Here is a 23,027-nt window from a genome sequence, read left to right as displayed (position 1 = left end):
TCGCATCCCCCGGTAACCTCACACCCATGGCCTCACGTCCCTCCGCAGCCAAGAAGCAGCCCGCGAAGAAGGCCGCTCCCTCGAAGGCTCCGGCGAAGAAGGCCGCCGCGAAGAAAGCCCCGGCCAAGAAGGCGCCCGCCAAGAGGACCCCGGCGAAGAAGTCCGCGCCGCCACCCAGGCCGGCGCCCAGCCCCACCGGGGGCGTGTACCGCCTGGTGCGCGCCCTCTGGCTCGGTGTCGCGCACGCCGTCGGCGCCGTCTTCCGTGGCATAGGACAGGGAGCCAGGAACCTGGACCCGGCCCACCGCAAGGACGGCATCGCCCTGCTCCTGCTCGGCATCGCCCTGATCGTCGCCGCCGGCACCTGGGCCGACCTGCGCGGTCCGGTCGGCGACCTGGTCGAGATCCTCGTGACCGGCGCCTTCGGCCGCCTCGACCTGCTGGTGCCGATACTGCTCGCGATGATCGCCGTGCGGTTCATGCGCCACCCCGAGCAGCAGGACGCCAACGGGCGGATCGTGATCGGCCTGTCGGCACTGGTCGTCGGCGTGCTCGGCCAGGTGCACATCGCCTGCGGCTCGCCCGCCCGCAGCGACGGCATGCAGGGCATAAGGGACGCCGGCGGCCTCATCGGCTGGGCGGCGGCGACCCCGCTGACGTACACCATGACCGAGGTCCTCGCCGTACCCCTGCTGGTGCTGCTCACGATCTTCGGGCTGCTCGTGGTCACCGCGACCCCGGTGAACGCCGTCCCGCAACGGCTGCGGGCGCTCGGCGCGCGCCTCGGGCTGCTGCACGACCCCGAGCCCGACGACGGGTACCAGGAGTACGGCGAGGACGACGAGCGCTACGACGAGCAGTGGCGCCAGGCGCTGCCCGCGCGCCCCCGCAGGCGCTCCGGCGCCCCCCAGGAGTACGACCCCGACGGCGCCGAGCAGGAGGCCCTCGCCAAGCGCCGGGGCCGTCCGCGGCGTTCCGCCGTGCCCCAGCCCGAGCTGGGCCGCCAGATGGACGCCGTGGACGTCGCGGCGGCCGCCGCGGCCGCGCTCGACGGCGCCGTCCTGCACGGCATGCCGCCCTCGCCGCTCGTCGCCGACCTCACCCAGGGCGTCAGCGTGGGCGACCGCGAGGACACCACCCCCACGCCCGTGCCGGCGCCGAGCCCGAGTCCGGTGCCGGCCGCGCGGCCCAAGCAGGAGAGGCTCAAGGTCGAGCCGGTCGTCGCCGACCTGACCAAACCGGCGCCCGAGAAGCCCCGCGACCTGCCCCCTCGCGCCGAGCAGCTCCAGCTTTCCGGCGACATCACCTACTCGCTGCCGACTCTGGACCTTCTCACCCGCGGTGGCCCGGGCAAGGCGCGCAGCGAGGCCAACGACCGGGTGGTCGCCTCGCTCACCACCGTCTTCTCCGAGTTCAAGGTCGACGCCGCCGTCACCGGCTTCACCCGCGGCCCGACGGTCACCCGCTACGAGGTCGAGCTCGGCCCCGCCGTGAAGGTCGAGCGGATCACCGCGCTCACCAAGAACATCGCGTACGCCGTCGCCAGCCCGGACGTGCGGATCATCAGCCCGATCCCCGGCAAGTCCGCGGTCGGCATCGAGATCCCCAACACCGACCGCGAGATGGTCAACCTCGGGGACGTGCTGCGGCTCGCCGAGTCCGCCGAGGACGACGACCCGATGCTGGTCGCCTTCGGCAAGGACGTCGAGGGCGGCTACGTCATGCACTCGCTGGCGAAGATGCCGCACATGCTCGTCGCGGGCGCCACCGGCTCCGGCAAGTCGTCCTGCATCAACTGCCTGATCACCTCGGTCATGATGCGGGCGACCCCGGAGGACGTGCGGATGGTCCTGGTCGACCCCAAGCGGGTCGAGCTGACCGCCTACGAGGGCATCCCGCACCTGATCACGCCGATCATCACCAATCCCAAGCGGGCCGCCGAGGCGCTCCAGTGGGTCGTACGCGAGATGGACCTGCGCTACGACGACCTGGCCGCCTTCGGGTTCCGGCACATCGACGACTTCAACAAGGCGATCCGCGAGGGCAAGGTCAAGCTCCCCGAGGGCAGCGAGCGGGAGCTGCAGCCGTACCCGTACCTGCTGGTGATCGTCGACGAGCTGGCCGACCTGATGATGGTCGCCCCGCGCGACGTCGAGGACGCGATCGTGCGCATCACGCAGCTCGCGCGGGCGGCCGGCATCCACCTGGTGCTCGCCACCCAGCGACCCTCGGTCGACGTGGTCACCGGTCTCATCAAGGCGAACGTGCCCTCCCGGCTCGCCTTCGCCACCTCCTCGCTCGCCGACAGCCGAGTCATCCTCGACCAGCCCGGCGCCGAGAAGCTCATCGGCAAGGGCGACGGGCTCTTCCTGCCGATGGGGGCGAACAAGCCGACCCGTATGCAGGGCGCGTTCGTCACCGAGGAGGAGGTCGCCGCAGTCGTCCAGCACTGCAAGGACCAGATGGCGCCGGTCTTCCGGGACGACGTCACCGTGGGCAGCAAGCAGAAGAAGGAGATCGACGAGGACATCGGCGACGACCTCGACCTGCTCTGCCAGGCCGCTGAGCTCGTCGTCTCCACCCAGTTCGGCTCCACGTCCATGCTCCAGCGCAAGCTGCGCGTCGGCTTCGCCAAGGCCGGCCGGCTCATGGACCTCATGGAGTCGCGGGGCGTGGTCGGGCCGAGCGAGGGGTCCAAGGCGCGCGACGTTCTGGTAAAACCTGATGAGCTGGACGGGGTGCTTGCTGTGATCCGTGGGGAGTCCGAGGGGTAGACCTAGAGGGGTAGGCCTGTCTGAGGGCTACGGGCGCCTGCGGGCCGGGTGGAGTCATCACCGTGATCCACCCGTTAGGGACCGTCGGGCAACCGTTTCCCTTTGACGTACGTCAAGTTGAGCGAGAGGAAAGGTGTGTACCCCATTCTGGGGCGCGCACCTGACCCGTCATCGGGATGTCGGGCCATACCGATGGCGTACAAAGTCGTACCGCCCGGTTGCCTCACCCTTTTGCACCCCCCATAGACTGAACCTCCAGCACAGGTGGCTACACGCTCGAAAGGCGCCCCCGTGTCCATCGGCAGCAACTCCCCTGAAGACGAGCGTCCGTTCCCAGACGTGTCCGAGGAAAACCGCCCCTCCGTAGGCCGAGCCCTCAAGCAGGCCCGCATCGCCGCCGGGCTGACCGTCGACGACATCAGCGGGAGCACCCGGGTCCGTATCGCCATCGTGCACGCCATCGAGGCCGACGACTTCGCCCCCTGCGGCGGCGACGTCTACGCCCGCGGGCACATCCGGACCCTGGCGAAGGCCGTCGGCCTCGACCCCGAGCCGCTGCTCGCGCAGTTCGCGGCGGACCACGGTGGTGGGCGGCCCGCGCCGACGCCCGCCGCGCCGCTGTTCGAGGCGGAACGTATCCGCCCCGAGCGTCGCGGACCCAACTGGACGGCGGCCATGGTCGCCGCGATCGTCGTCGTGATCGGTTTCGTCGGCTTCACCGCCTTCAAGGGCGGTGGCGGCGACGACGCCAAGCAGTCGGTCGCCGAGGGCCCCGCCCCGTCGACCAGCAAGCCGGTCTCGCCGACCCCGAAGGAGAGCAAGCCCGACAAGACCCCCGGCCCCTCCGACAGCGCGATCGCCGCCGCGCCCCAGGACAAGGTCACCGTCCAGGTCAGCGCGGTCAACGGACGCAGCTGGATCTCGGCCAAGGACCACAACGGCCGGATGCTCTTCGACGGGCTCCTGAAGAAGGGCGAGTCCAAGACCTTCCAGGACAACTCCAAGATCAACCTGATCCTCGGTGACGCCGGGGCCATCCAGCTCTACGTCAACGGAAAGAAGATCGAGGACCAGTTCCGGCCCGGCGCGGTGGAGCGCCTGACGTACACCAAGGGTGACCCGGAAGTCGGATAATCGTTCGGATTATGCGCGTACACAAGGGGTTGGCCATGATCGGCCAGCCCCTTCGACGTGGGCTGTCAGCGAGACAAAGTAGTCTTGAGCCCATGCCTGAACGCCGTACCGTCGCACTCGTCACTCTCGGCTGCGCCCGTAACGAGGTGGACTCGGAGGAGCTCGCAGGCCGTTTGGAGGCGGACGGCTGGCAGCTCGTAGAGGACGCATCGGACGCGGACGTCGCCGTCGTCAACACCTGTGGATTCGTCGAGGCCGCCAAGAAGGACTCCGTCGACGCCCTCCTGGAGGCAAACGACCTCAAGGGGCACGGCAGAACCCAGGCCGTCGTGGCGGTGGGCTGCATGGCCGAGCGGTACGGCAAGGAGCTCGCCGAGGCGCTGCCCGAGGCGGACGGCGTGCTGGGCTTCGACGACTACTCCGACATCTCCGACCGCCTGCAGACCATCCTCAACGGCGGCATCCACGCCTCGCACACCCCGCGTGACCGGCGCAAGCTGCTGCCCATCAGCCCCGCGGAGCGGCAGGACTCGGCCGCAGCGGTGGCGCTCCCGGGGCACGGCCCCGCCGACCTCCCCGACGGCGTCGCGCCCGCCTCCGGGCCGCGTGCGCCCCTGCGCCGCCGCCTCGACGGCGCCCCCGTCGCCTCGGTCAAGCTCGCCTCCGGCTGCGACCGCCGCTGCTCCTTCTGCGCCATCCCCTCCTTCCGCGGCTCCTTCATCTCACGCCGCCCGAGCGACGTGCTGAACGAGACCCGGTGGCTGGCCGAACAGGGCGTGAAGGAGATCATGCTGGTCTCCGAGAACAACACCTCCTACGGCAAGGACCTGGGTGACATCCGTCTCCTGGAGTCCCTGCTGCCGGAGCTGGCCGAGGTGGACGGCGTCGAACGGGTGCGCGTCAGCTACCTCCAGCCCGCCGAGATGCGCCCCGGCCTGATCGACGTACTGACCTCCACCCCGAAGGTCGTCCCGTACTTCGACCTGTCCTTCCAGCACTCCGCGCCGGGGGTGCTGCGGTCCATGCGCCGCTTCGGCGACACCGACCGCTTCCTGGAGCTGCTCGACACCATCCGGAGCAAGGCGCCGCAGGCGGGTGTCCGCTCCAACTTCATCGTCGGCTTCCCCGGTGAGTCGGAGTCCGATCTCGGTGAGCTGGAGCGCTTCCTGAACGGCGCCCGGCTGGACGCCATCGGTGTCTTCGGCTACTCCGACGAGGAGGGCACCGAGGCGGCCACCTACGAGAACAAGCTGCCCGAGGAGGCCGTCGACGAGCGCCTCGCGCACATCTCCCGGCTTGCCGAGGAACTCGTCTCGCAGCGGGCCGAGGAGCGCCTCGGCGAGACCGTGCACGTCCTCGTGGAGTCCGTGGACGACGAGGACGGCGTCCACGGCCGGGCGGCCCACCAGGCGCCCGAGACGGACGGACAGGTGCTGCTGACCAGCGGCGCGGGACTGCGCGTCGGTCGTATGGTCGAGGCGAAGGTGGTCGGTACGGAGGGTGTCGACCTGGTGGCCGAGCCGCTGCAGGGCTCGCCCGCATGGAGCGAGGAGGCGGGCAGATGACCGGAGTCCCGGCGTCCGCCGCGGGCGGCCCCTCCGGCGCGCACGGCGCCCCGGGCTCCGCCGCCACCTCCGGTGCCGCCCCGGATTCCGGTTCCCACGGCTCCGGTTCCCACGACGGCGAGCGGCCCGTGCGCGGCGGGAAGATCGCCGCTGCCGCCGTCAACCAGGCCAGCCTGTGGAACGTCGCCAATCTGCTGACCATGCTCCGGCTGGTCCTGGTGCCCGGCTTCGTCGCCCTGATGCTGGCCGGCGGCGGCTACGACCCGGCGTGGCGCTCGCTCGCCTGGGCGGCCTTCGCCATCGCCATGATCACCGACCTGTTCGACGGGCATCTGGCCCGCACCTACAACCTCGTCACCGACTTCGGGAAGATCGCCGACCCCATCGCCGACAAGGCGATCATGGGAGCGGCGCTGATCTGCCTGTCCGGGCTGGGCGACCTGCCCTGGTGGGTGACGATCGTGATCCTCGCCCGGGAAATCGGCATCACGCTGATGCGTTTCGTGGTCATCCGGTACGGCGTGATCCCGGCCAGCCGCGGCGGCAAGCTCAAGACCCTCACCCAGGGCGTGGCCGTAGGGATGTACGTGCTGGCACTGACGGGGTGGCTGGCGACCCTGAGGTTCTGGGTGATGGCCGCGGCCGTCGTCCTGACCGTCGTCACCGGCCTCGACTATGTGAGACAGGCCATTGTGCTGCGGCGGCAGGGAATCGCCGAGCGCGCGGCAGCGTTGGAGGAGACGGAAGCGTGAGTTCCACGGCCGCCCAACTGGTGCGACTACTGACGGTGAGGGGTCAGACCCTCGCTGTCGCCGAGTCGCTGACCGGCGGCCTGGTAGCGGCGGAGATCACCACGGTGCCCGGGGCGTCCAAGGCGTTCCGGGGCTCGGTCACCGCCTACGCGACCGAGCTGAAGCACGCGCTGCTGGGCGTCGACGCCACTCTGCTGGCCCAGCGGGGCGCGGTGGATCCGCAGGTCGCGGCCCAGATGGCCGCCGGAGTGCGCAAGGTGCTGGGTGCCGACTGGGGCCTCGCGACCACCGGAGTCGCCGGACCGGAACCACAGGACGGCCAGCCGGTCGGGACGGTCTTCGTGGCCGTGGACGGGCCGTTCGGCCCTGGTTCCGGTTCTGCCGCTGGCGGAAAAGTGGAGGCCCTGAGGTTGAACGGCGACCGCGCGGAAATTCGTAGAGAGAGTGTACGGAGCGTACTCGCACTGCTTCTGAGGGAGCTTGCGAGCGAACAGACTGGGAATGAGCGGGCACAGGATACGGAACAGAACGGGGGGTTTTGATGTTTGCAGCCCTGAGTGAACACGACATCGCTCCCCGCACGGCCGCGGCGCGAGGCGGTACGGTGGGGCGTGAAGGATGCGGCTACGCGGTCCGAGGAGGGAGCCACCGATGATTCTGCTCCGTCGCCTGCTGGGTGACGTGCTGCGTCGGCAGCGCCAGCGCCAGGGCCGTACTCTGCGCGAAGTCTCCTCGTCCGCCCGAGTCTCACTCGGCTATCTCTCCGAGGTGGAGCGGGGGCAGAAGGAGGCTTCCTCCGAACTGCTCTCCGCCATCTGCGACGCGCTGGACGTACGGATGTCCGAGCTCATGCGAGAAGTGAGCGACGAGCTCGCCCTTGCCGAGCTGGCCCAGTCCGCCCAGGCCACCGAGCCCGTGCCCACGCCGGTTCGCCCGATGCTGGGTACCGTCTCGGTGACGGGTGTGCCACCGGAACGGGTGACCATCAAGGCGCCCGCCGAGGCGGTGGACGTGGTCGCCGCGTGACCCCTGCGCGGAGATAGACCGACGCGGCGCCGACCCGGCGTCGAAGAAGTGCGCGAGGCCCCGGCCGGGGCCCCTCCCTGGGGAGACCTGGGAGGGGGCGGCCGGGGCTTTCGTGCGTCCGTGGACGGCATGCGTCCATTTGCCGGTGTCCGCCGATCCGGTCATGGTGGAGGAACGCTTACCGGGGGCTGACGACCGGAGACAACGCATGTACGTCGTGAAGAGCCCGCTGTCCGACGCGGACCCGAAGACCGTGCCCGAGGCGGCGTGGGGCGCCCTCGTGGAGAACGCGTAGCAGACGCCGATGCCGGTCCACGGCCGTTGCATCGGTGAGCCCTCGGTGCGCCTCCCCAGTGGGCCGGGCGGCGTTCTAGCGTCCGGCTGGAGGTGGCGGCCATGGTGGGGCGGATAGTGCGCTGGGGGGTTGCGTTGGGGTTCGCGGCGGTGTGGTGGTGGGCCGTGCTGCGGATCACCTTCGCCGACGGCGCCGGGGCGCTCGAGGGCACCGTGGCCGCCGGCGGGTGGGGACTGAGCCTGCTGCCGGTGAACTGCGTGCCGAGGAGCCGGGCGGCGGGGGCCCTGGGGCCGGCCCGCTGGCGGACGGCCTGGCGGACGCCGGGGGCTACCAGGGCATCGCCACCCCTCCGTTCGGGCGCAGGATCTGGCCCGTCGTGAACGAGGAGGCGTCGGACGCCAGGTAGAGCACGGCGTGCGCGACGTCCGCGGCCTCGCCGACCCGGCCCAGCGGCGACATCCGGGCCATCCGGGCCTCCGTCTGCTGCTGTTCCGCCCTGTCGTCGCGGTCGGTCATGGGAGTGCGGGTCCAGCCCGGGGCGACCGCGTTGACGCGGATGCCCTGCCGGCCGACCTCGCTGGCGAGCGTCCTGGTCAGCTGGACCACGGCCGCCTTGGCCGCGCCGTAGCAGAGCAGGCCGGGCCCGCCGGTGTCGATCGCCCCGGAGGCCATGGTGATGATGCTGCCCCCGCTCCGCCCGGCCAGCATCAGCCGGGCCGCCTCCTGGCAGGCGTACAGCACGCCCTTGAAGTTGACGCCCAGCACCCGGTCGAGGTCCCCGTCCCTGGTCTCCAGCACCGGGCTGCGGTGCATGATCCCGGCGATCGCCGCCATGACGTCCAGCCGCCCGCAGGACCGCACGGCCTCCCCGAGCCGTTCCCGGTCGGTGACGTCGAGGGTGTGGGTACGGGCGGTGCCGCCCCCGTCCTTGATCAGCGCCGCCGTCTCGTGCAGGCCGTCCGCGTCCCGGTCGGCACAGTGCACGGACGCGCCCGCCTCGGCGAGCAGTACGGCGGACGCCCGGCCGATGCCGCCGGCGGCGCCGGTGACGAATGCGGTGCGTCCGGTGAGGTCGTACGCCTTGAGGGGCATGAAGGGACGGTACGAGCGTTTCTGACGGGTCGTCAATTGGTCGTGCGTGGGCTGGTTCCGTGGGCGTGCCGGGAACCCGGGGCGGGGGCCGGGCCGGTCTGGCAGGTCGGGCACCAGTAGGTGGGGCGTTCGCGGGAGCCGTCGCCCTGGTCGGCGAGGCGGATCGGGGTGCGGCAGCGCAGGCAGGGGCGGGGCGCGCGGCCGTAGACGTAGAGGTCGTGGTCGCGCAGGCCGGTGGTCCGGCGGACCACGCGGTCGCGGTTGGCCTCCAGGAGGCGCTGGGCGAGGCCGGGGAGGATCGCGGCGCGGTCGGCGGGGAGCGCGCCGACCGGGAGCCAGGGGGTCGCGCCGATCAGGAAGCAGAGCTCGCTCTTGTAGATGTTGCCGATCCCGGCGAGGTTGCGCTGGTCGAGCAGGGCCTCGCCGAGCGGGCGGGCGGGGTCCGCGAGGAGGTTGGCCAGGGCGCGGTCGGGGTTCCAGTCGGGACCCAGCAGATCGGGACCGAGGTGGCCCACGGCGCGCTCCTCCTCGCCGGTGCGCAGGAACTCCAGAACCTGGAGGCGGTACCCGACGGCCGTGCGGTCGGCGGTGGCGAGCACCGCCCGGATCTGGTGTGCGGGACCGCCCCGCCAGCGCTCACCGGTGCCGTAGACCTTCCAGGCGCCCTCCATCCGCAGGTGCGTGTGCAGGGTCAGGCCGCCCTCGAACCGGGTCAGCAGGTGCTTGCCGCGCGGCGTGGTGCCGAGGACCGTACGGCCGCTGAGGTCGACCGTGGCGTACTTGGGCACCCGGAAGTCGCTGCGGGTCAGCACCTGGCCGGCGAGCGCGTCGTGCAGGCGCCTCGCGGCCAGCCAGACCGTGTCACCTTCGGGCATGGCTCAAGGGTGGCACGGAGGGGGCGGGAGGTGAGGTGCGCACCGTGCTTCACGCCCGCAGCCGCAGGCCGCGCGGGGTCGCGATGAAACCCGCCGCCTCCAGGAGGGTGCCCAGCGGGGAGGTCAGCGCCGAGGCGCCGTTGACGCGCTCCACCGTCACCGTGCCGAGGGTGCCCGCGCGGGCGGCGGCCGCGAGGGCCTCCGCCGCCGTGCGGAGCCGGGTGTCGTCGGTGGCGGCCGTGTCCGGGGCGGCGGGCCACGCCAGCAGGGTCTTCCCGCCGCGCTCCATGTAGAGGGTCAGCTCGCCCTCGACCAGGACCACCAGCGAGCCGGCCTTGCGGCCCGGTTTGTGCCCGGCTCCGGTCGGGGGCTCGGGCCAGGGGAGGGCGGCGCCGTAGGCGTTCGCCGGGTCGGCGGCGGCGAGGACCACGGCTCTGGGGTCGGGGGCCGCAGCGGTCCGGGTGTGGCGGCTGCCGTAGGCGTAGGGGTTCGCGCCGTAGGGGTTGGCGGGGCTGCCGCCTCGGGGGCCGCCGTAGCCGGGGGCGGCGAACGGGTCGGCGGGGGCGAGGTCCTTGGGGGAGACGTAGTCGCCGGGAGCGGCGGGCGGCTCGGGCGGCCAGGTGAAGTCGCCGTCCAGGTCGGGGAAGCCGGCCGTGTCGAAGGGGCCCAGCGGATCGAGGGAGTCGGTGGGTGTGCCGTGCCCGCCGTCCGGGCCTGAAAGCGCTGAAGCGCCGCCGGTTCCGAAGCCGGTGCCCGGCAGGGCCTCGCCGCGCTCGCGGGCGTTGGACACCGCGCGCAGCCGGTCGACCGCGCCGTCCATCGCGAACTGGGCCGCGCCCAGGCCCTCCACCACGTAACCCCGGCGCGCCTGGCCGCTCTCCTCGAACGCCGACAGGATCCGGTACACCGCCGAGAAGCCGCCCTCGACGCCCTCCGCCGCGACCGCGCCCCGGGTCACCACACCGTGCCGGTCGAGGAGGGTGCGGGCCAGGGCGTGGGCGCGCACGGTGGTGTCCGGCTCGCGCTGCGGCAGCAGCGACCAGCGCCCGGCCACGGTCGGCGGGCCGGTGCGGGAGGCGGGGCGGGCGGCGGCCGTCAGGGAGCCGTAGCGGCCGCGCGGGACGGTGCGCTTGGCGCGGTGGGCGGTGGAGCCGGCGGTACGGCCCGAGCCGAGCAGGGCGCGCATCGGGGCCAGCGTGTCGTTGGTCAGCCGCCCGGACCAGGCCAGGTCCCAGACGGCGTCGGCCAGTTGGGGATCGGTGGCGTCGGGGTGGGTGGTGGCGCGGACCTGGTCGGCGATCTGCCGGAAGAACAGGCCGTAGCCCCCGGAGAGGGCGTCGAGCACGGACTGGTGGAGGGCGGTGAGCTCCAACGGGTGCGGCGGCGGGAGCAGCACGGGGGCCGCGTCCGCCAGATACAGCGAGACCCAGCCGTCCTTGCCGGGCAGGGCACCCGCGCCGGCCCACACGAGCTCGCCGGCCGCGGTGAGTTCGTCGAGCATCGCCGGCGAGTAGTTCGCCACCCGGGACGGCAGGACCAGCTTCTCCAGGGCCGACGCCGGTACGGAAGCGCCCTGCAACTGCTCCACGGCGCGCACCAGTCCGTCCACGCCGCGCAGCCCGTACCCCTTGCCGATGTGCTGCCACTGCGGCAGGAACTGGGCGAGCGCGGCCGGTGCCACCGGCTCCAGCTCGTGCCGGAGCGCGGCCAGCGAACGGCGGCGCAGCCTGCGCAGCACCGCCGCGTCGCACCACTCCTGGCCGATGCCCGCCGGATGGAACTCGCCCTGCACCACCCGCCCGCCCGCGGCGAGCCGCTGCAACGCGCCCTCCGTGACCGCCACCCCGAGCCCGAAGCGGGCCGCCGCGGTGGCCGACGTGAACGGGCCGTGGGTGCGCGCGAACCGCGCTAGGAGATCGCCGAGCGGGTCCTTCACCGGCTCGGTGAAGGCCTCGGGGACGCCCACGGGCAGGGCCGTGCCGAGGGCGTCGCGCAGCCGGCCCGCGTCCTCGACCGCCGCCCAGTGCTCGGCCCCGGCGATCCGGACCTTGATGGCCCGCCGGGCGCCCGCCAGCTCCGCCGCCCACTGCGGTTCGGCGCCCCGCTCCGCCAACTCGGCGTCCGTGAGCGGCCCGAGCAGCCGCAGCACGTCGGCGACGCCCTCCGGGTCCTTGATCCGGCGGTCCTCGGCCAGCCACTGCAGCTCGCGCTCCAGCTCGGTCAGCACCTCCGCGTCGAGCAGCTCGCGCAGCTCCGCCTGGCCCAGCAGCTCGGCCAGCAGCCGGGAGTCCAGGGAGAGCGCGGCCGCGCGGCGCTCGGCGAGCGGGGAGTCACCCTCGTACAGGAACTGGGCGACGTAGCCGAAGAGGAGAGAGCGGGCGAACGGGGACGGCTCCGGGGTGGTGACCTCGACCAGGCGGACCTTGCGGGATTCGAGGTCGCCCATCAGCTCCACGAGCCCGGGGACGTCGAACACGTCCTGGAGGCACTCGCGGACGGCTTCCAGGACGATCGGGAACGACCCGAACTCGCTCGCCACCTGGAGCAGTTGGGCGGCGCGCTGGCGCTGCTGCCACAGCGGGGTGCGCTTGCCGGGGTTGCGGCGCGGCAGCAGCAGCGCGCGGGCGGCGCATTCGCGGAAGCGGGAGGCGAACAGGGCCGAGCCGCCGACCTGGTCGGTGACGATCTGGTCGACCTCGCCCTTGTCGAAGGCGACGTCCGCCGCGCCCACGGGGGCCTGCTCGGCGTCGTACTCCGTACCGGCCTTCATCGGGGCCTGGTCGAGCAGGTCGAGGCCCATCAGGTCGGCGTCCGGCAGCCGCAGCACGATGCCGTCGTCGGCGTGCATGACCTGGGCGTCCATGCCGTACCGCTCGGAGAGCCGGGCACCGAGGGCGAGCGCCCAGGGGGCGTGCACCTGGGCGCCGAAGGGGGAGTGGACGACGACCCGCCAGTCGCCCAGCTCGTCACGGAAGCGCTCGACCACGATCGTGCGGTCGTCGGGGACATGGCCGCAGGCCTCGCGCTGTTCGTCCAGGTACGACAGCACGTTGTCCGCCGCCCACGCGTCCAGGCCCGCCGCCAGCAGGCGCAGCCGGGCGTCGTCCTTGGAAAGCGCGCCGACCTCGCGCAGGAACGCGCCGACCGCACGGCCCAGTTCGAGCGGGCGGCCCAGCTGGTCGCCCTTCCAGAAGGGGAGACGGCCGGGGACGCCGGGGGCGGGGGAGACGAGCACACGGTCGCGGGTGATGTCCTCGATACGCCAGGAGCTGGTGCCCAGGGTGAAGACATCGCCCACCCGGGACTCGTACACCATCTCCTCGTCCAGCTCGCCGACCCGGCCGCCGCCCTTCTTGGGGTCGGCACCGGCCAGGAAGACGCCGAAGAGGCCGCGGTCGGGGATCGTGCCGCCCGAGGTGACGGCGAGCCGCTGGGCGCCGGGGCGGCCCGTGACCGTCCCCGCGACCCGGTCCCAGACCACGCGCGGGCGCAGCTCGGCGAACGCGTCCGACGGGTAACGGCCCGCGAGCATGTCGAGGACCGCGGTGAACGCCGACTCCGGGAGCGAGGCGAAGGGGGCCGCGCGGCGCACGGTGGCGAGCAGGTCGTCGACCTGCCAGGTGTCCAGCGACGTCATCGCAACGAGCTGCTGAGCGAGGACGTCCAGCGGGTTGGCCGGGACCTTCAGGGACTCGATGGAGCCGGTGCGCATCCGTTCGGTGACGACGGCCGCCTGCACCAGGTCGCCCCGGTACTTGGGGAAGACCACGCCGGTGGAGACCGCACCGACCTGGTGTCCCGCGCGGCCGACGCGCTGGAGACCGGAGGCGACGGACGGCGGGGACTCGACCTGGACGACCAGGTCCACCGCGCCCATGTCGATGCCCAGTTCGAGACTGGAGGTGGCCACCACGGCGGGGAGCCGGCCCGCCTTCAGGTCCTCCTCCACCAGGGCCCGCTGCTCCTTGGAGACCGAGCCGTGGTGCGCACGGGCGAGGACCGGCGGGGCGCCGTGGGCCGCGCCCGAGCCGCCCATCAGCTCGGCCGGGGAGTGGTGCTCGTCCAGGGGCTCGCCGGTCACCCGCTCGTAGGCGATCTCGTTGAGCCTGTTGCACAGCCGCTCCGCCAGCCGGCGGGAGTTCGCGAACACGATCGTCGAGCGGTGGGCCTGCACCAGGTCGGCGATCCGCTCCTCCACATGCGGCCAGATCGACGGCTTCTCCGCGCCCTCGCTGCCGTCGGTGGCCGGGGAGCCGCCCAGCTCGCCCATGTCCTCCACCGGGACGACGACGGAGAGGTCGAACTCCTTGCCGGACTTCGGCTGGACGATCTCCACCTTGCGGCGCGGGGAGAGATAGCGGGCCACCTCGTCGACCGGGCGGACGGTCGCCGACAGGCCGATCCGGCGGGCCGGCTTCGGCAGCAGCTCGTCCAGCCGCTCGAGTGAGAGCGCGAGGTGCGCGCCGCGCTTGGTGCCGGCGACCGCGTGCACCTCGTCCAGGATCACCGTCTCGATGCCGGTCAGCGCGTCGCGCGTGGCCGACGTCAGCATCAGGAACAGGGACTCCGGGGTGGTGATCAGGATGTCCGGCGGGCGGGTGGACAGGGCGCGGCGCTCGGCGGCCGGGGTGTCGCCGGAGCGGATACCGACCCGCACCTCCGGCTCGGGCAGGCCCAGGCGCACGGACTCCTGGCGGATGCCGGTCAGCGGGCTGCGCAGGTTCCGCTCGACGTCGACCGCGAGGGCCTTGAGCGGCGACACGTACAGCACGCGGCAGCGCTTCTTCGGGTCGGCCGGGGCTGGCGTGGCGGTCAGCTGGTCCAGGGCGGCGAGGAAGGCGGCCAGCGTCTTGCCGGAGCCGGTCGGGGCGACCACCAGCACGTCCGAGCCCGCGCCGATGGCCTGCCACGCGCCCGCCTGGGCCGCGGTGGGCGCGGAAAACGCCCCCGTGAACCAGCCGCGGGTCGCGGGGGAGAAGCCGTCGAGGGCCCGGTGTGCGGATTTCGCCATGGGTCCATCCTGCACCCGAGCACTGACAAACGGGGCTGACCTGCGGAGATGCGGGGGCCGTGGCCTCGGCTCCGCCTTCGGCGTGTGTGTTTCCCACCCGCACACCCGTGACGGGCTCGTGGCGGGTGCGGGTGCGGGTGCGGGTGCGGGTGCGGGTGCGGGTGCGGGTGCGGGTGACCGGGTTGCGGGTGGCCCCTGTGGGGCGGGTTCGCCGTTGGCGGCTGCGCGAGGACGGCGGGCGAGGGCAGCGGGGGGAGGGCAGCGGCTCGGGGAGTCGGGCGAGGGCAGCGGCTCGGGGAGTCGGACGGGCGTCATTTCGAGTGCGGGCCGGTGGGGGCTTGTCGCGCAGTTCCCCGCGCCCCTTTCAGGGGCGCTGCCCTCGCGGAGTCATGAAGCGGGGTGGCGGCTGAGGGTGGTCGACAATGGGTGCATGGCGGGATCGGACGAGCGGGCGCGGCACTGGCGGTACGAGGCGTTGCCCGGTGTCGATCTGCTGCGTGCCCGGTACATCAGGAAGACGTTCGTGCGGCACACCCACGAGCACTTCGTGATCGCCGCCATCGCGGACGGTGTCGAGGTCTTCCACCACCGCGGCTCCGACGTGTCGGCGGGGGCGGGGGCGCTCGCGCTGGTCAACCCGGACACCCCGCACACCGGGCGGGCCGGGGTGCCCGAGGGGTGGCGGTATGGGGCGGTCTACCCGGCGCCGGACCTCGTGGCGGGCATCGCCGCCGAGACCACCGCGATCCGGGGCGCCCCCGGCTTCGTCAGTCCCGTGCTCGACGACCCGTACAGCGTGGCCCTCGTGCACCGGGTGCTGCGCGCCGCCGACGAGGGCAACGCGCTCGCCGCCGACACCCTGCTGCGCGTCGCGGTCACCAGACTCCTGCGGCTGAACGGCGGCCCGCTGCCGCAGCGGCAGGTCCGTACTGCCGGGGCCCGGCTCGCCGCACGCGCGCGTGCGGTGCTGGAGGAGCGGATGGCCGAGCCGCCGACCCTGGAGCTGCTCGCCACCGACCTCGGCACCAGCCCCTTCGCGCTGCTGCGGGCGTTCCGCGACGCCTACGGCATGCCGCCGCACACCTGGCTGACCGACGCCCGGGTGCGCCGCGCCCGGCTGCTGCTGGACGCCGGCACGGCACCCGCCGAGGCGGCCGTCGCCGTGGGCTTCACCGACCAGCCGCACCTCAACCGGCACTTCGCCCGGATCGTCGGCGTCCCGCCGGGCGCCTACCAGCGCGAGCGCAAGAACGTACAAGACGCACGGCGCGGCCGTCCGTAGCGTCCTGGGAGTGGCACAACAGACAGCACTCGCAGACATACGCGGCGACGGTGAGCCCAAGCCGGACTCCGCCGTCGTCAGGGACGCCCTCGGGGTCGGGGTCGCCGTGGGACTCTCCGGGTTCGCCTTCGGGGTGACCTCGGCAGGCAGCGGGCTCGGCCTGCTCCAGACCTGCGCGCTCAGCCTCCTGGTGTTCACCGGCGCCTCCCAGTTCGCCCTGGTGGGCGCGCTCGCGGCCGGCGGCAACCCGTTCACCGCGGCGGCCGGCGCCTTCTTCCTCGGGGTGCGCAACGCGTTCTACGGGCTGCGTCTCTCCCAGGTGCTGTCCCTCCCGAGCGTGGTGCGGCCGTTCGCCGCCCAGTGGGTGATCGACGAGACCACCGCGGTCACCCTGGCCCAGCCGACGCGGCGCGCCGCCCGGATCGGCTTCACCGTCACCGGGCTCAGCCTGTACGTCCTGTGGAACCTCACCACCCTGCTCGGCGCGCTCGGCGCCAAGGCCGTCGGGGACACCGGCGCCTGGGGCCTGGACGCGGCCGGACCCGCCGTCTTCCTGGCCCTGCTCGCCCCCATGCTGAAGACCACGACCGATCGCGCGGTCGCCGCCCTCGCGGTGCTGCTGGGGCTCGGCCTGCTGCCCGTGCTGCCGGCCGGGGTGCCGGTCCTGGTGGCCGCGCTGGCGGCGCCGGTCGCCCTGTTCGTCTCCGGCATCCGCTGCGGCCGTGACCGTACCCGCGACGAGGCACCCGAGGAGACCCGGTGAACTTCTGGATCGCGATCGGCGCGACCGCCCTCGGCTGCTACGCCGTCAAGCTCGCCGGTCTGCTGGTGCCCGCCGGTCTGCTGGAGCGGCCGGTGGTGCGACGGCTGTCCGCCCTGCTGCCCGTGGCCCTGCTCGCCGCTCTCACGGCCCAGCAGACGTTCGCGGACGGGCACGCGCTCGTGCTGGACGCCCGGGCCGCGGGCCTCGGGGCGGCCGCCGTGGCGCTGGTGCTGCGGGCGCCCTTCCTGGTCGTCGTCGGGGTCGCCGTGGTGGTCACGGCGGGGCTGCGCGCCATGACCGGCTGAGACTTCCGTCAGCCCACGAAGCGGCCGTACGCCCCGAGCGTCTGGAGGGCCTCGATCGTCACCACGGGGCGCGCCTCCAGGGCAGCGGCGGGTGCCCACTGGCGCCAGCGGATCGGCCAGCCGCCGTCCGCCTCCTGCTCGGCGGTGAGGAAGTCGAGCGAGCGGCTCATCTCCTCGTCGGTGAACCACGCGCGCGCGAGCGAGTCCGGAGACCTCGCGAAGTCGTGCGGGAAGTGGTGCTCGCGCGGGGCGTAGCCGGGTGCGACCGGGTACGTGTCGAGGCGCTCCGGGTCCAGCGCGGCCAGTCGCTGCTCGCGCACCAGGCGGCCCAGCCGGTCGGCGGTCGCCTCCGCGCGCGAGCGGTCGGGCACCGTGTCCAGGAAGGCGACCGCGGCCTCGATCTCGTAAGGGTGTGACTTCTCCAGGTCTTCGATCGCCTGCCAGCAGAAGTCGGTGGCCCGGAACAGCCACGCGTGCCAGACCTCGTTGCGGTGCAGCAGGCCCACCACAGGACCGGTGGCGAGGAGCTCACTGGGAGGGTCGTCGACGACCGGGAGGAACGGCGCCGCCGGGTAGCCGCGCTGGCCGGGAAGGACCGCCGGCAGCGCCCCGTCCGCGGTGGAGACCGCTGTCAGATAGCGGCACACGCGCTCCACCCGCTGCCCGCCGCACCGCCCGATGGCGTCCAGGACGCGTAGCGCGTGCCCGGCGTGCAGCGGCTGGCTCACCGGGCCGCGCAGATCGGGCTCCAGCGCGTGTCCGTAGCCGCCGTCCTCGTTGCGGTAGGCGTCCAGCGCGGTCTCCACCGGGTCGGGGCCGCCGTTCAGGAAGTGGTACGCGAAGAGACGCTGCTCCAGCACGCGGGCGGTGAGCCACATGAACCGTTCGGCGCGGAAGAGCGGGGAGTGCGCCGGGGGCGTAGGGGGGAGTGGGGAAGCTCCGGATTCGGCCATGCGCAAGACCGTAGGGCGGAAAGCGGTCTCGGCAGGCGTTCCCGGGCAGGGCCCACTCTCAGGGGCGGGATACTGGTTTCATGCGGTTGACGGTTTTCTGGCAGCGGATGGCGGAACACTTCGGTTCCGGGTACGCCGACACCTTCGCGCGCGATCACGTGATGACGGAGCTCGGCGGGCTGACGGTGCACGAGGCCCTGGACGCCGGCTGGGAGGCCAAGGACGTGTGGCGCGTGGTCTGCACGGTCATGAACGTTCCGGGGGAGAGGCGCTGACCGTGCGCGAAGATCGGAGACGGGCCACGTGTTGTCAGTGGCGTAGGCGAGACTTGCACCGTGGTATCCACTGACGAGGACGGGCGGACCGCCCAGGACGCATCCCCGGCCGACACGACGCCGCGCGCCGGATCACCGGCCGCCGGCGCCGCGGTACCGGGCGCCCGCATGCCGCGCTGGCTGCCGCGCGCCATGGTGCTGGCCCTCGCCCTCGTCGCTGCCTTCCAGCTGGGCAGCTGGGCCTTCCACCAGCTCACCGGACTGCTGATCAACATCCTCATCGCGTTCTTCCTGGCGCTCGCCATCGAGCCCGCGGTGAGCTGGATGGCCTCCCGCGGCATGCGCCGGGGCTTCGCGACTTTCCTGGTCTTCCTCGGCCTGGCGATCGCCACCGCGGGGTTCATCACACTGCTCGGCTCGATGCTGGCCGGGCAGATCATCAAGATCGTCGAAGACTTCCCCGACTACCTGGACTCGGTCATCAACTGGGTCAACCACACCTTCCACACCGAAGTGAAGCGGGTCGACGTCCAGGAGGGCCTGCTGCACTCCGACTGGCTGCGCAAGTACGCGCAGAACAGCGCGGCCGGTGCGCTCGACGTGTCCGGGCAGGTGCTCGGCGGCCTCTTCCAGCTGCTGACGATCACGCTGTTCGCCTTCTACTTCGCCGCCGACGGCCCCCGGCTGCGCCGCACCCTGTGCTCCGTGCTGCCACCCGCCCGCCAGGCCGAGGTGCTGCGCGCCTGGGAGATCGCCGTCGACAAGACCGGTGGCTACCTGTACTCGCGCGGTGTGATGGCGCTGATCTCCGGAATCGCGCACTACATCCTGCTGCAGGCCCTCGGCGTGCCGTACGCGCCCGTGCTGGGCGTGTGGGTCGGTCTTGTGTCGCAGTTCATCCCCACCATCGGCACCTATCTCGCGGGCGCGCTGCCGATGCTGATCGCGTTCACCGTCAACCCGTTGTACGCGGTGTGGGTGCTGGTGTTCGTCGTGATCTACCAGCAGTTCGAGAACTACATGCTGCAGCCCAAGCTGACCTCCAAGTCGGTCGACATCCACCCGGCGGTCGCCTTCGGCTCGGTCATCGCCGGCACCGCGCTCCTCGGCGCGGTCGGCGCACTGATCGCCATCCCGGCGGTCGCCACGCTCCAGGCGTTCCTGAGCGCCTATGTGAAGCGGTACGACGTCACGGACGACCCGCGGGTGCAGGGGCACCGCCGGCGGAGCGCGGGCGGCCCCGGGCTGCGCACGCGCGCGCGGCGCCTGACGCAGCGCCTGATATGGCAGCGGCCGGCCGAGGAACCGGAGTCCGAGGGGGGCTCGGCCTGACGGCCTGCGCGGTCGCCAGGTGCGTCGCGGTCGCCAGGTGAGTCGCGATCAGTAGGTGAGAACGGCCCACACCCCGGCGGCGGCCACGGCCGCCGTGTAGCAGCCCACCGCCGCGGCGACGACCCGCCACCGGGTCCGCTGGCTCCACCCGGTGCGCGACAGCAGCCAGGCCAGGGCCGGCAGGACCAGCACCGCGTGCAGGCTGACCGCGTGCAGCGGCTTGAGCGGGGCCGTCGAGTCGTACGCCGCCTCCTGGTGTCCGGTCCGGACGAGCACCACCCCGCGCGCGATCATCGCCGCTCCCGAGGCCAGCGCCACCAGCAGCACCGCGAACCCGGAGCGCACGGCGAGCGCCATGCCCACGGGACCGGTCGGCCGGTGCCGGAAGGACGCCACCGCGAAGACGGTGAGCAGCACCACCAGGACCCCGCCGCCCACCGCGAGCATCATGGACACCGCGGTGTCGAAGGGCGTCTCCATGTCGAGGTGCGAGGGCACCCGGCGCCACGCCTGCAGGGTGATCCCGCCGACCTCGACCACGCAGTCGGCGGCGAACACGAGCAGCAGGACGGTCCGCAGCCGCTCCCCGACCCTCAGGTAGGAGGTGACCCAGGTGACCGCCATCAGCGTCAGACCGAAGGAGAGCCCGAAGGTGACGGGCTTGCGCCAGGAGACCGGCCCGTACCAGGGGCCGCCGTCGACCGCGAACACCCCCAGATGCGCCAGACCGGAGAGGACGAGGAGCACGCCGGTCACGTGACACAGACGCTCGGCGGGGCGCACCCGGGCCAGGATCCCGGCCAGCGGGTTCGCCGGTGGCCTGCGGGGCGGACTCTGCAGGGAGGAGGACATGCGCCCAGCCTCCCGGCGCCCGCCCGCGCGGTCGTCGTCCGGCCGAAGACACCCGCCGTACGCCTCGCGGAGTAGGGGCGCACGGGGCGGTCAGGAGACCGTGGCGGCCGGCGGGGTCCACCGCCGGGTGCGGGGGACCGTGCCCGCGACGCCGTAGTCCTTCTTGAGGTGCTCGGGGATGGCGTAGTGCATGACGCGGCCACGGGTGAGCGAGGACAGTTCCAGAACGGTGGTGAGGTGCCCGAGGCGGTCCAGGGCCCAGGCGCCCAGCGGGGAGCGGTCCTCGACGGTCTCCAGGACGCCGAGGAGGTGCGGTACGGCCTTGACGACGGTGTCCCACCGGGTGCGCGGCACCTCCAGCCAGTCGGCGCAGGTGTCGCCGACCAGGTGGCGGATCAGGGCGGAGACGACCGGGTCGAAGAAGGTGCCGGGAACGACCTCCTCGTACAGGTCGATGAGCTGCCGGGTCAGGACCGCGCCCTCCTCGGAGGGGCCCATGTGCCGGACCATGTACAGGTCGAGGAAGGCGCGTGCCTCTTCGAGGGTCTCAGGGACGGCCTCCTGGTCGACGCCGAGCATGGCGCCCACCACCCGCCACGCGTAGTAGTACGCCTCCGCGCCCTCCGTGGACAGGTGGATGCCCAGCCGGTGCAGGCTGTCGAGGACCAGCATGGAGAAGAACATCTGGCCCCCGATCATGTCCTCCTGGCAGATCGGCATGCCGAGCGCCTCGGTGTCCCAGCGGTTCTCGCGCTTGAGGTGGCGCCGGATCGAGGCGTGCAGCAGGCGCACCTTCTGGGCAGCCGGGACGAAGCGGCTGCCGGCCTCGAAGGCGTCGGGGCGCATGAGGTAGACGGTGAACTGACCGGTCTCCGCCATGCGCTTGGACGGGTACTTCAGCCCGTGGGTGGCCGACAGCAGCTTCGCCACGCGCGGGACGACGTAACAGGCGGGCATGGCGGCGAAGGAGAGCGCGGTCGAGATGTGCACGCTGTTGTCGATGAAGAACAGCCGGGCCTTCTCCATCTCGCCCCAGTCCACCCAGGACGGCGGTACCCGGGTGGCCTCCAGGTACTCCCGTGCGACCTCGGGCAGCCCGTCCGGCAGGGGCGCGCCGGCGGTGGAGACGTAGCGCATCAGGGTGTTGAACGTGCCCACCTCCCCGCGCTCGAAGAGTGCGGCGACCGTGGCGTCGGCGAGTTCGTCACCGGCGTGCCGCAGGGTGTCCAGCGAGGCCTCGGTGTGCATCACGGCAGGGCTCCTTGTCATCGCGGGTCGCGCAGGTCGCGGGGTGGTCGCGGGTCGTCGCGGGTGTGGTCCGGGCCACCCGTGGGGTTCAGGACAGCCGGGTCGCGGCCGAGTGGGCCAGCGAGGTCAGGGCGCCGGCGGCGGGGGCCGGCACATTCAGGTTGTGGAGGGCGTCGAGGGCTTCCGTGACCCGCGCGCCGATCATGTGCTCGATCCGGTCGGGTGCCCCGAGCCGGCACATCACCTCGCGGACCGCGTCCAGGCCGTCCGCGTCCAGATCACGGCAGCCGAGCAGCGCGCCCAGCCGCTCCCGGTCGTCGGCACGGGCGAGGCGCCAGGTCTCCGCGAGCAGGGCGGTGGGCCGGTGCCCGCGCACGTCGTCCGCGTTGGCCTTGCCGGTGTGCTCCGGTGCCCCGAACAGGCCGAGCAGGTCGTCGCGGAGCTGGAAGGCCTCGCCCAGCGGCAGCCCGTACGCGGAGTACCCCTCGCGCAGCCGCTCGCCGGCCCCGGCCAGGGCGCCGCCGATCAACAGGGGCTGCTCGACGGTGTACTTGGCGGCCTTGTAGCGGATCACCTTCAGTGAGGCCGTGGTGTCCGGACCGGCTCCGGTGCGCAGGATCTCCAGGCACTCGCCCGCGATCAGCTCCCTGGCCAGCACCGACCACAGGGGGCGGGCCCGGGCGAGGTAGGCGGCGGGCAGCCCGCAGGTCGCGAACAGCTGCCCGGCCAGTGACATCAGCAGATCGCCCACGAGCATCGCCAGCGACCGCGCGGTGTCGTCGGCGCGCGGACGGTCCTGTACGGCGGCACGCAGGGCGACGTGCGGGGTGGGGCGGCCGTGCCGCAGGGGGCTGTCGTCGATGAGGTCGTCGTGGACGACGGCGGCGGCGTGCACCAGTTCCATGGAGGCCGCCGCCCGCACCAGCGCGTCGCTGTCCGGCTGGCCCACCGCGCGCCAGCCCCAGTAGCAGAACGCCGCCCGCAGCCGTTTGCCGTCCGCGGCCGCCGCCTCCAGCTGCTCGGCCACCGGGCCCAGGAGCGGGTCGACCGCCGCGAACAGGCCGGCCTCCTCGGCGACGAACCGGCGCAGCACGCCGTCGACTCGGCTCTTGAAGGCGGCCGGATCCCAGCGGTCAGTCATCGTCGGCGGTCCGCCGGGCCAGAGCGTGCCGGGCCAGGGCGTGCCGGGCGAGGATCTCCAGGTGGGCCGGGGGCACGGCCGCGTACCGGTCCAGGACCAGGCGCCCCCGTGCGGTGAGGTCGTGCTCGGCCTCCGCCGCCAGCGCGCCGGCGTCCGAGCGGCGCAGCAGCCCCCGTAACGTCCCGAAGGCGGTGCCCACCGTGCTCACGGCCAGGTCGGCCAGCCCCGCCGCCAGCAGCACGGCCTGCTCGTCCAGGCCGCGTCGTCCCGTCTCACGTGTCATGCGCTCTCCCACCCACGGCACACAGGGGCGGCGCTCTCCCCGGCCGCCTCTTGGAGCATCGCCGCACGA

18 protein-coding genes and 2 pseudogenes are annotated in these 23,027 nt (G+C 72.9%); 12 read left to right on the top strand and 8 right to left on the bottom strand.

What is annotated here, in order from left to right; translation table 11 throughout:
- Positions 1-26: 26 nt before the first annotated feature.
- From ACFY0K_RS40815 to ACFY0K_RS40785, 7 genes and pseudogenes are all read left to right on the top strand, one after another.
- Complete coding sequence (locus ACFY0K_RS40815) at positions 27-2,774, top strand: DNA translocase FtsK (protein ID WP_390644113.1); 2,748 nt, start codon at positions 27-29, stop codon at positions 2,772-2,774.
- Positions 2,775-3,065: 291 nt separating this feature from the next.
- Entirely contained in the window at positions 3,066-3,908 is an 843-nt protein-coding gene (locus ACFY0K_RS40810) for a helix-turn-helix domain-containing protein (RefSeq protein ID WP_388604467.1), read from the top strand.
- 92 nt (positions 3,909-4,000) lie between these two features.
- Positions 4,001-5,473 (top strand): 30S ribosomal protein S12 methylthiotransferase RimO, encoded by a 1,473-nt coding sequence (gene rimO / locus ACFY0K_RS40805; RefSeq protein WP_390644112.1) that lies wholly within the window; start codon positions 4,001-4,003, stop codon positions 5,471-5,473.
- Complete coding sequence (gene pgsA / locus ACFY0K_RS40800; RefSeq protein ID WP_351961744.1) at positions 5,470-6,225, top strand: CDP-diacylglycerol--glycerol-3-phosphate 3-phosphatidyltransferase; 756 nt, start codon at positions 5,470-5,472, stop codon at positions 6,223-6,225. The genes rimO and pgsA overlap by 4 nt, the downstream gene beginning before the upstream one ends.
- Positions 6,222-6,767 carry a CinA family protein gene (locus tag ACFY0K_RS40795; protein ID WP_390644111.1) on the top strand — a complete coding sequence of 182 codons (546 nt, stop codon included), beginning with the start codon at positions 6,222-6,224 and terminating at the stop codon, positions 6,765-6,767. The genes pgsA and ACFY0K_RS40795 overlap by 4 nt, the downstream gene beginning before the upstream one ends.
- A 109-nt stretch (positions 6,768-6,876) precedes the next feature.
- Positions 6,877-7,251 carry a helix-turn-helix transcriptional regulator gene (locus ACFY0K_RS40790; protein ID WP_351484950.1) on the top strand — a complete coding sequence of 125 codons (375 nt, stop codon included), beginning with the start codon at positions 6,877-6,879 and terminating at the stop codon, positions 7,249-7,251.
- Between the two features lie 208 nt (positions 7,252-7,459).
- Positions 7,460-7,537 (top strand): annotated as a pseudogene (locus tag ACFY0K_RS40785) (DNA starvation/stationary phase protection protein); the annotation flags it as partial.
- A 336-nt stretch (positions 7,538-7,873) separates the two neighbouring features.
- Here the strand turns inward: ACFY0K_RS40785 and ACFY0K_RS40780 are convergent.
- Genes ACFY0K_RS40780 through ACFY0K_RS40770 form a run of 3 tightly spaced genes read right to left on the bottom strand, consistent with a single transcriptional unit; the run spans position 7,874 to position 14,524 of the window.
- Positions 7,874-8,638: an SDR family NAD(P)-dependent oxidoreductase gene (locus ACFY0K_RS40780; RefSeq protein ID WP_390644110.1), complete on the bottom strand. Its 765-nt coding sequence runs from the start codon at positions 8,636-8,638 to the stop codon at positions 7,874-7,876.
- A 32-nt stretch (positions 8,639-8,670) separates the two neighbouring features.
- Positions 8,671-9,513 (bottom strand): Fpg/Nei family DNA glycosylase, encoded by an 843-nt coding sequence (locus ACFY0K_RS40775; protein ID WP_390644109.1) that lies wholly within the window; start codon positions 9,511-9,513, stop codon positions 8,671-8,673.
- Between the two features lie 49 nt (positions 9,514-9,562).
- On the bottom strand, positions 9,563-14,524 hold the full coding sequence (locus tag ACFY0K_RS40770; protein ID WP_390644108.1) for an ATP-dependent helicase: 4,962 nt from the start codon (positions 14,522-14,524) through the stop codon (positions 9,563-9,565).
- A 430-nt stretch (positions 14,525-14,954) separates the two neighbouring features.
- On the opposite strand from ACFY0K_RS40770, the pseudogene ACFY0K_RS40765 reads away from it, so the two are divergent.
- From ACFY0K_RS40765 to ACFY0K_RS40755, 3 genes and pseudogenes are all read left to right on the top strand, one after another.
- A pseudogene (locus ACFY0K_RS40765) lies at positions 14,955-15,913 on the top strand (AraC family transcriptional regulator); the annotation flags it as partial.
- Entirely contained in the window at positions 15,817-16,569 is a 753-nt protein-coding gene (locus ACFY0K_RS40760) for an AzlC family ABC transporter permease (RefSeq protein WP_390644107.1), read from the top strand. The pseudogene ACFY0K_RS40765 and the gene ACFY0K_RS40760, both read left to right, overlap by 97 nt.
- Positions 16,566-16,874, top strand: a complete 309-nt coding sequence (locus ACFY0K_RS40755) for an AzlD domain-containing protein (RefSeq protein WP_390644106.1) — start codon at positions 16,566-16,568, stop codon at positions 16,872-16,874. Before ACFY0K_RS40760 ends, ACFY0K_RS40755 begins: the two co-directional genes overlap by 4 nt.
- A gap of 8 nt (positions 16,875-16,882) precedes the next feature.
- Here ACFY0K_RS40755 and ACFY0K_RS40750 read toward each other — a convergent pair whose 3' ends face one another.
- A complete protein-coding gene (locus ACFY0K_RS40750) occupies positions 16,883-17,827 on the bottom strand; it encodes a hypothetical protein (RefSeq protein ID WP_390644105.1) in 945 nt (314 codons plus the stop codon).
- Between the two features lie 80 nt (positions 17,828-17,907).
- Between ACFY0K_RS40750 and ACFY0K_RS40745 the strand changes: the two genes are divergently transcribed.
- The gene (locus tag ACFY0K_RS40745; protein ID WP_293999007.1) at positions 17,908-18,102 is read left to right on the top strand and encodes a DUF3046 domain-containing protein; all 195 of its coding nucleotides are present in this window, start codon (positions 17,908-17,910) and stop codon (positions 18,100-18,102) included.
- Between the two features lie 60 nt (positions 18,103-18,162).
- Positions 18,163-19,434, top strand: a complete 1,272-nt coding sequence (locus ACFY0K_RS40740; RefSeq protein WP_390644104.1) for an AI-2E family transporter — start codon at positions 18,163-18,165, stop codon at positions 19,432-19,434.
- Between the two features lie 48 nt (positions 19,435-19,482).
- On the opposite strand, the gene ACFY0K_RS40735 is transcribed toward ACFY0K_RS40740, so the two are convergent.
- From ACFY0K_RS40735 to ACFY0K_RS40720, 4 genes are all read right to left on the bottom strand, one after another.
- Positions 19,483-20,286 (bottom strand): hypothetical protein, encoded by an 804-nt coding sequence (locus tag ACFY0K_RS40735; protein WP_390644103.1) that lies wholly within the window; start codon positions 20,284-20,286, stop codon positions 19,483-19,485.
- 90 nt (positions 20,287-20,376) lie between these two features.
- Positions 20,377-21,537 carry an oxygenase MpaB family protein gene (locus ACFY0K_RS40730; RefSeq protein WP_390644102.1) on the bottom strand — a complete coding sequence of 387 codons (1,161 nt, stop codon included), beginning with the start codon at positions 21,535-21,537 and terminating at the stop codon, positions 20,377-20,379.
- An 85-nt stretch (positions 21,538-21,622) separates the two neighbouring features.
- Positions 21,623-22,675 carry a polyprenyl synthetase family protein gene (locus tag ACFY0K_RS40725; RefSeq protein WP_390644101.1) on the bottom strand — a complete coding sequence of 351 codons (1,053 nt, stop codon included), beginning with the start codon at positions 22,673-22,675 and terminating at the stop codon, positions 21,623-21,625.
- Complete coding sequence (locus tag ACFY0K_RS40720; protein WP_390644100.1) at positions 22,668-22,958, bottom strand: polyprenyl synthetase; 291 nt, start codon at positions 22,956-22,958, stop codon at positions 22,668-22,670. The genes ACFY0K_RS40725 and ACFY0K_RS40720 overlap by 8 nt, the downstream gene beginning before the upstream one ends.
- Positions 22,959-23,027 lie beyond the last annotated feature (69 nt).

It is taken from the genome of Streptomyces sp. NPDC001507 (genome assembly GCF_042894765.1).
Classification (GTDB): domain Bacteria; phylum Actinomycetota; class Actinomycetes; order Streptomycetales; family Streptomycetaceae; genus Streptomyces.
The sequence above is the reverse complement of the archived record's forward strand: the minus strand, read 5'-3'. Positions and strand labels throughout refer to the sequence as shown.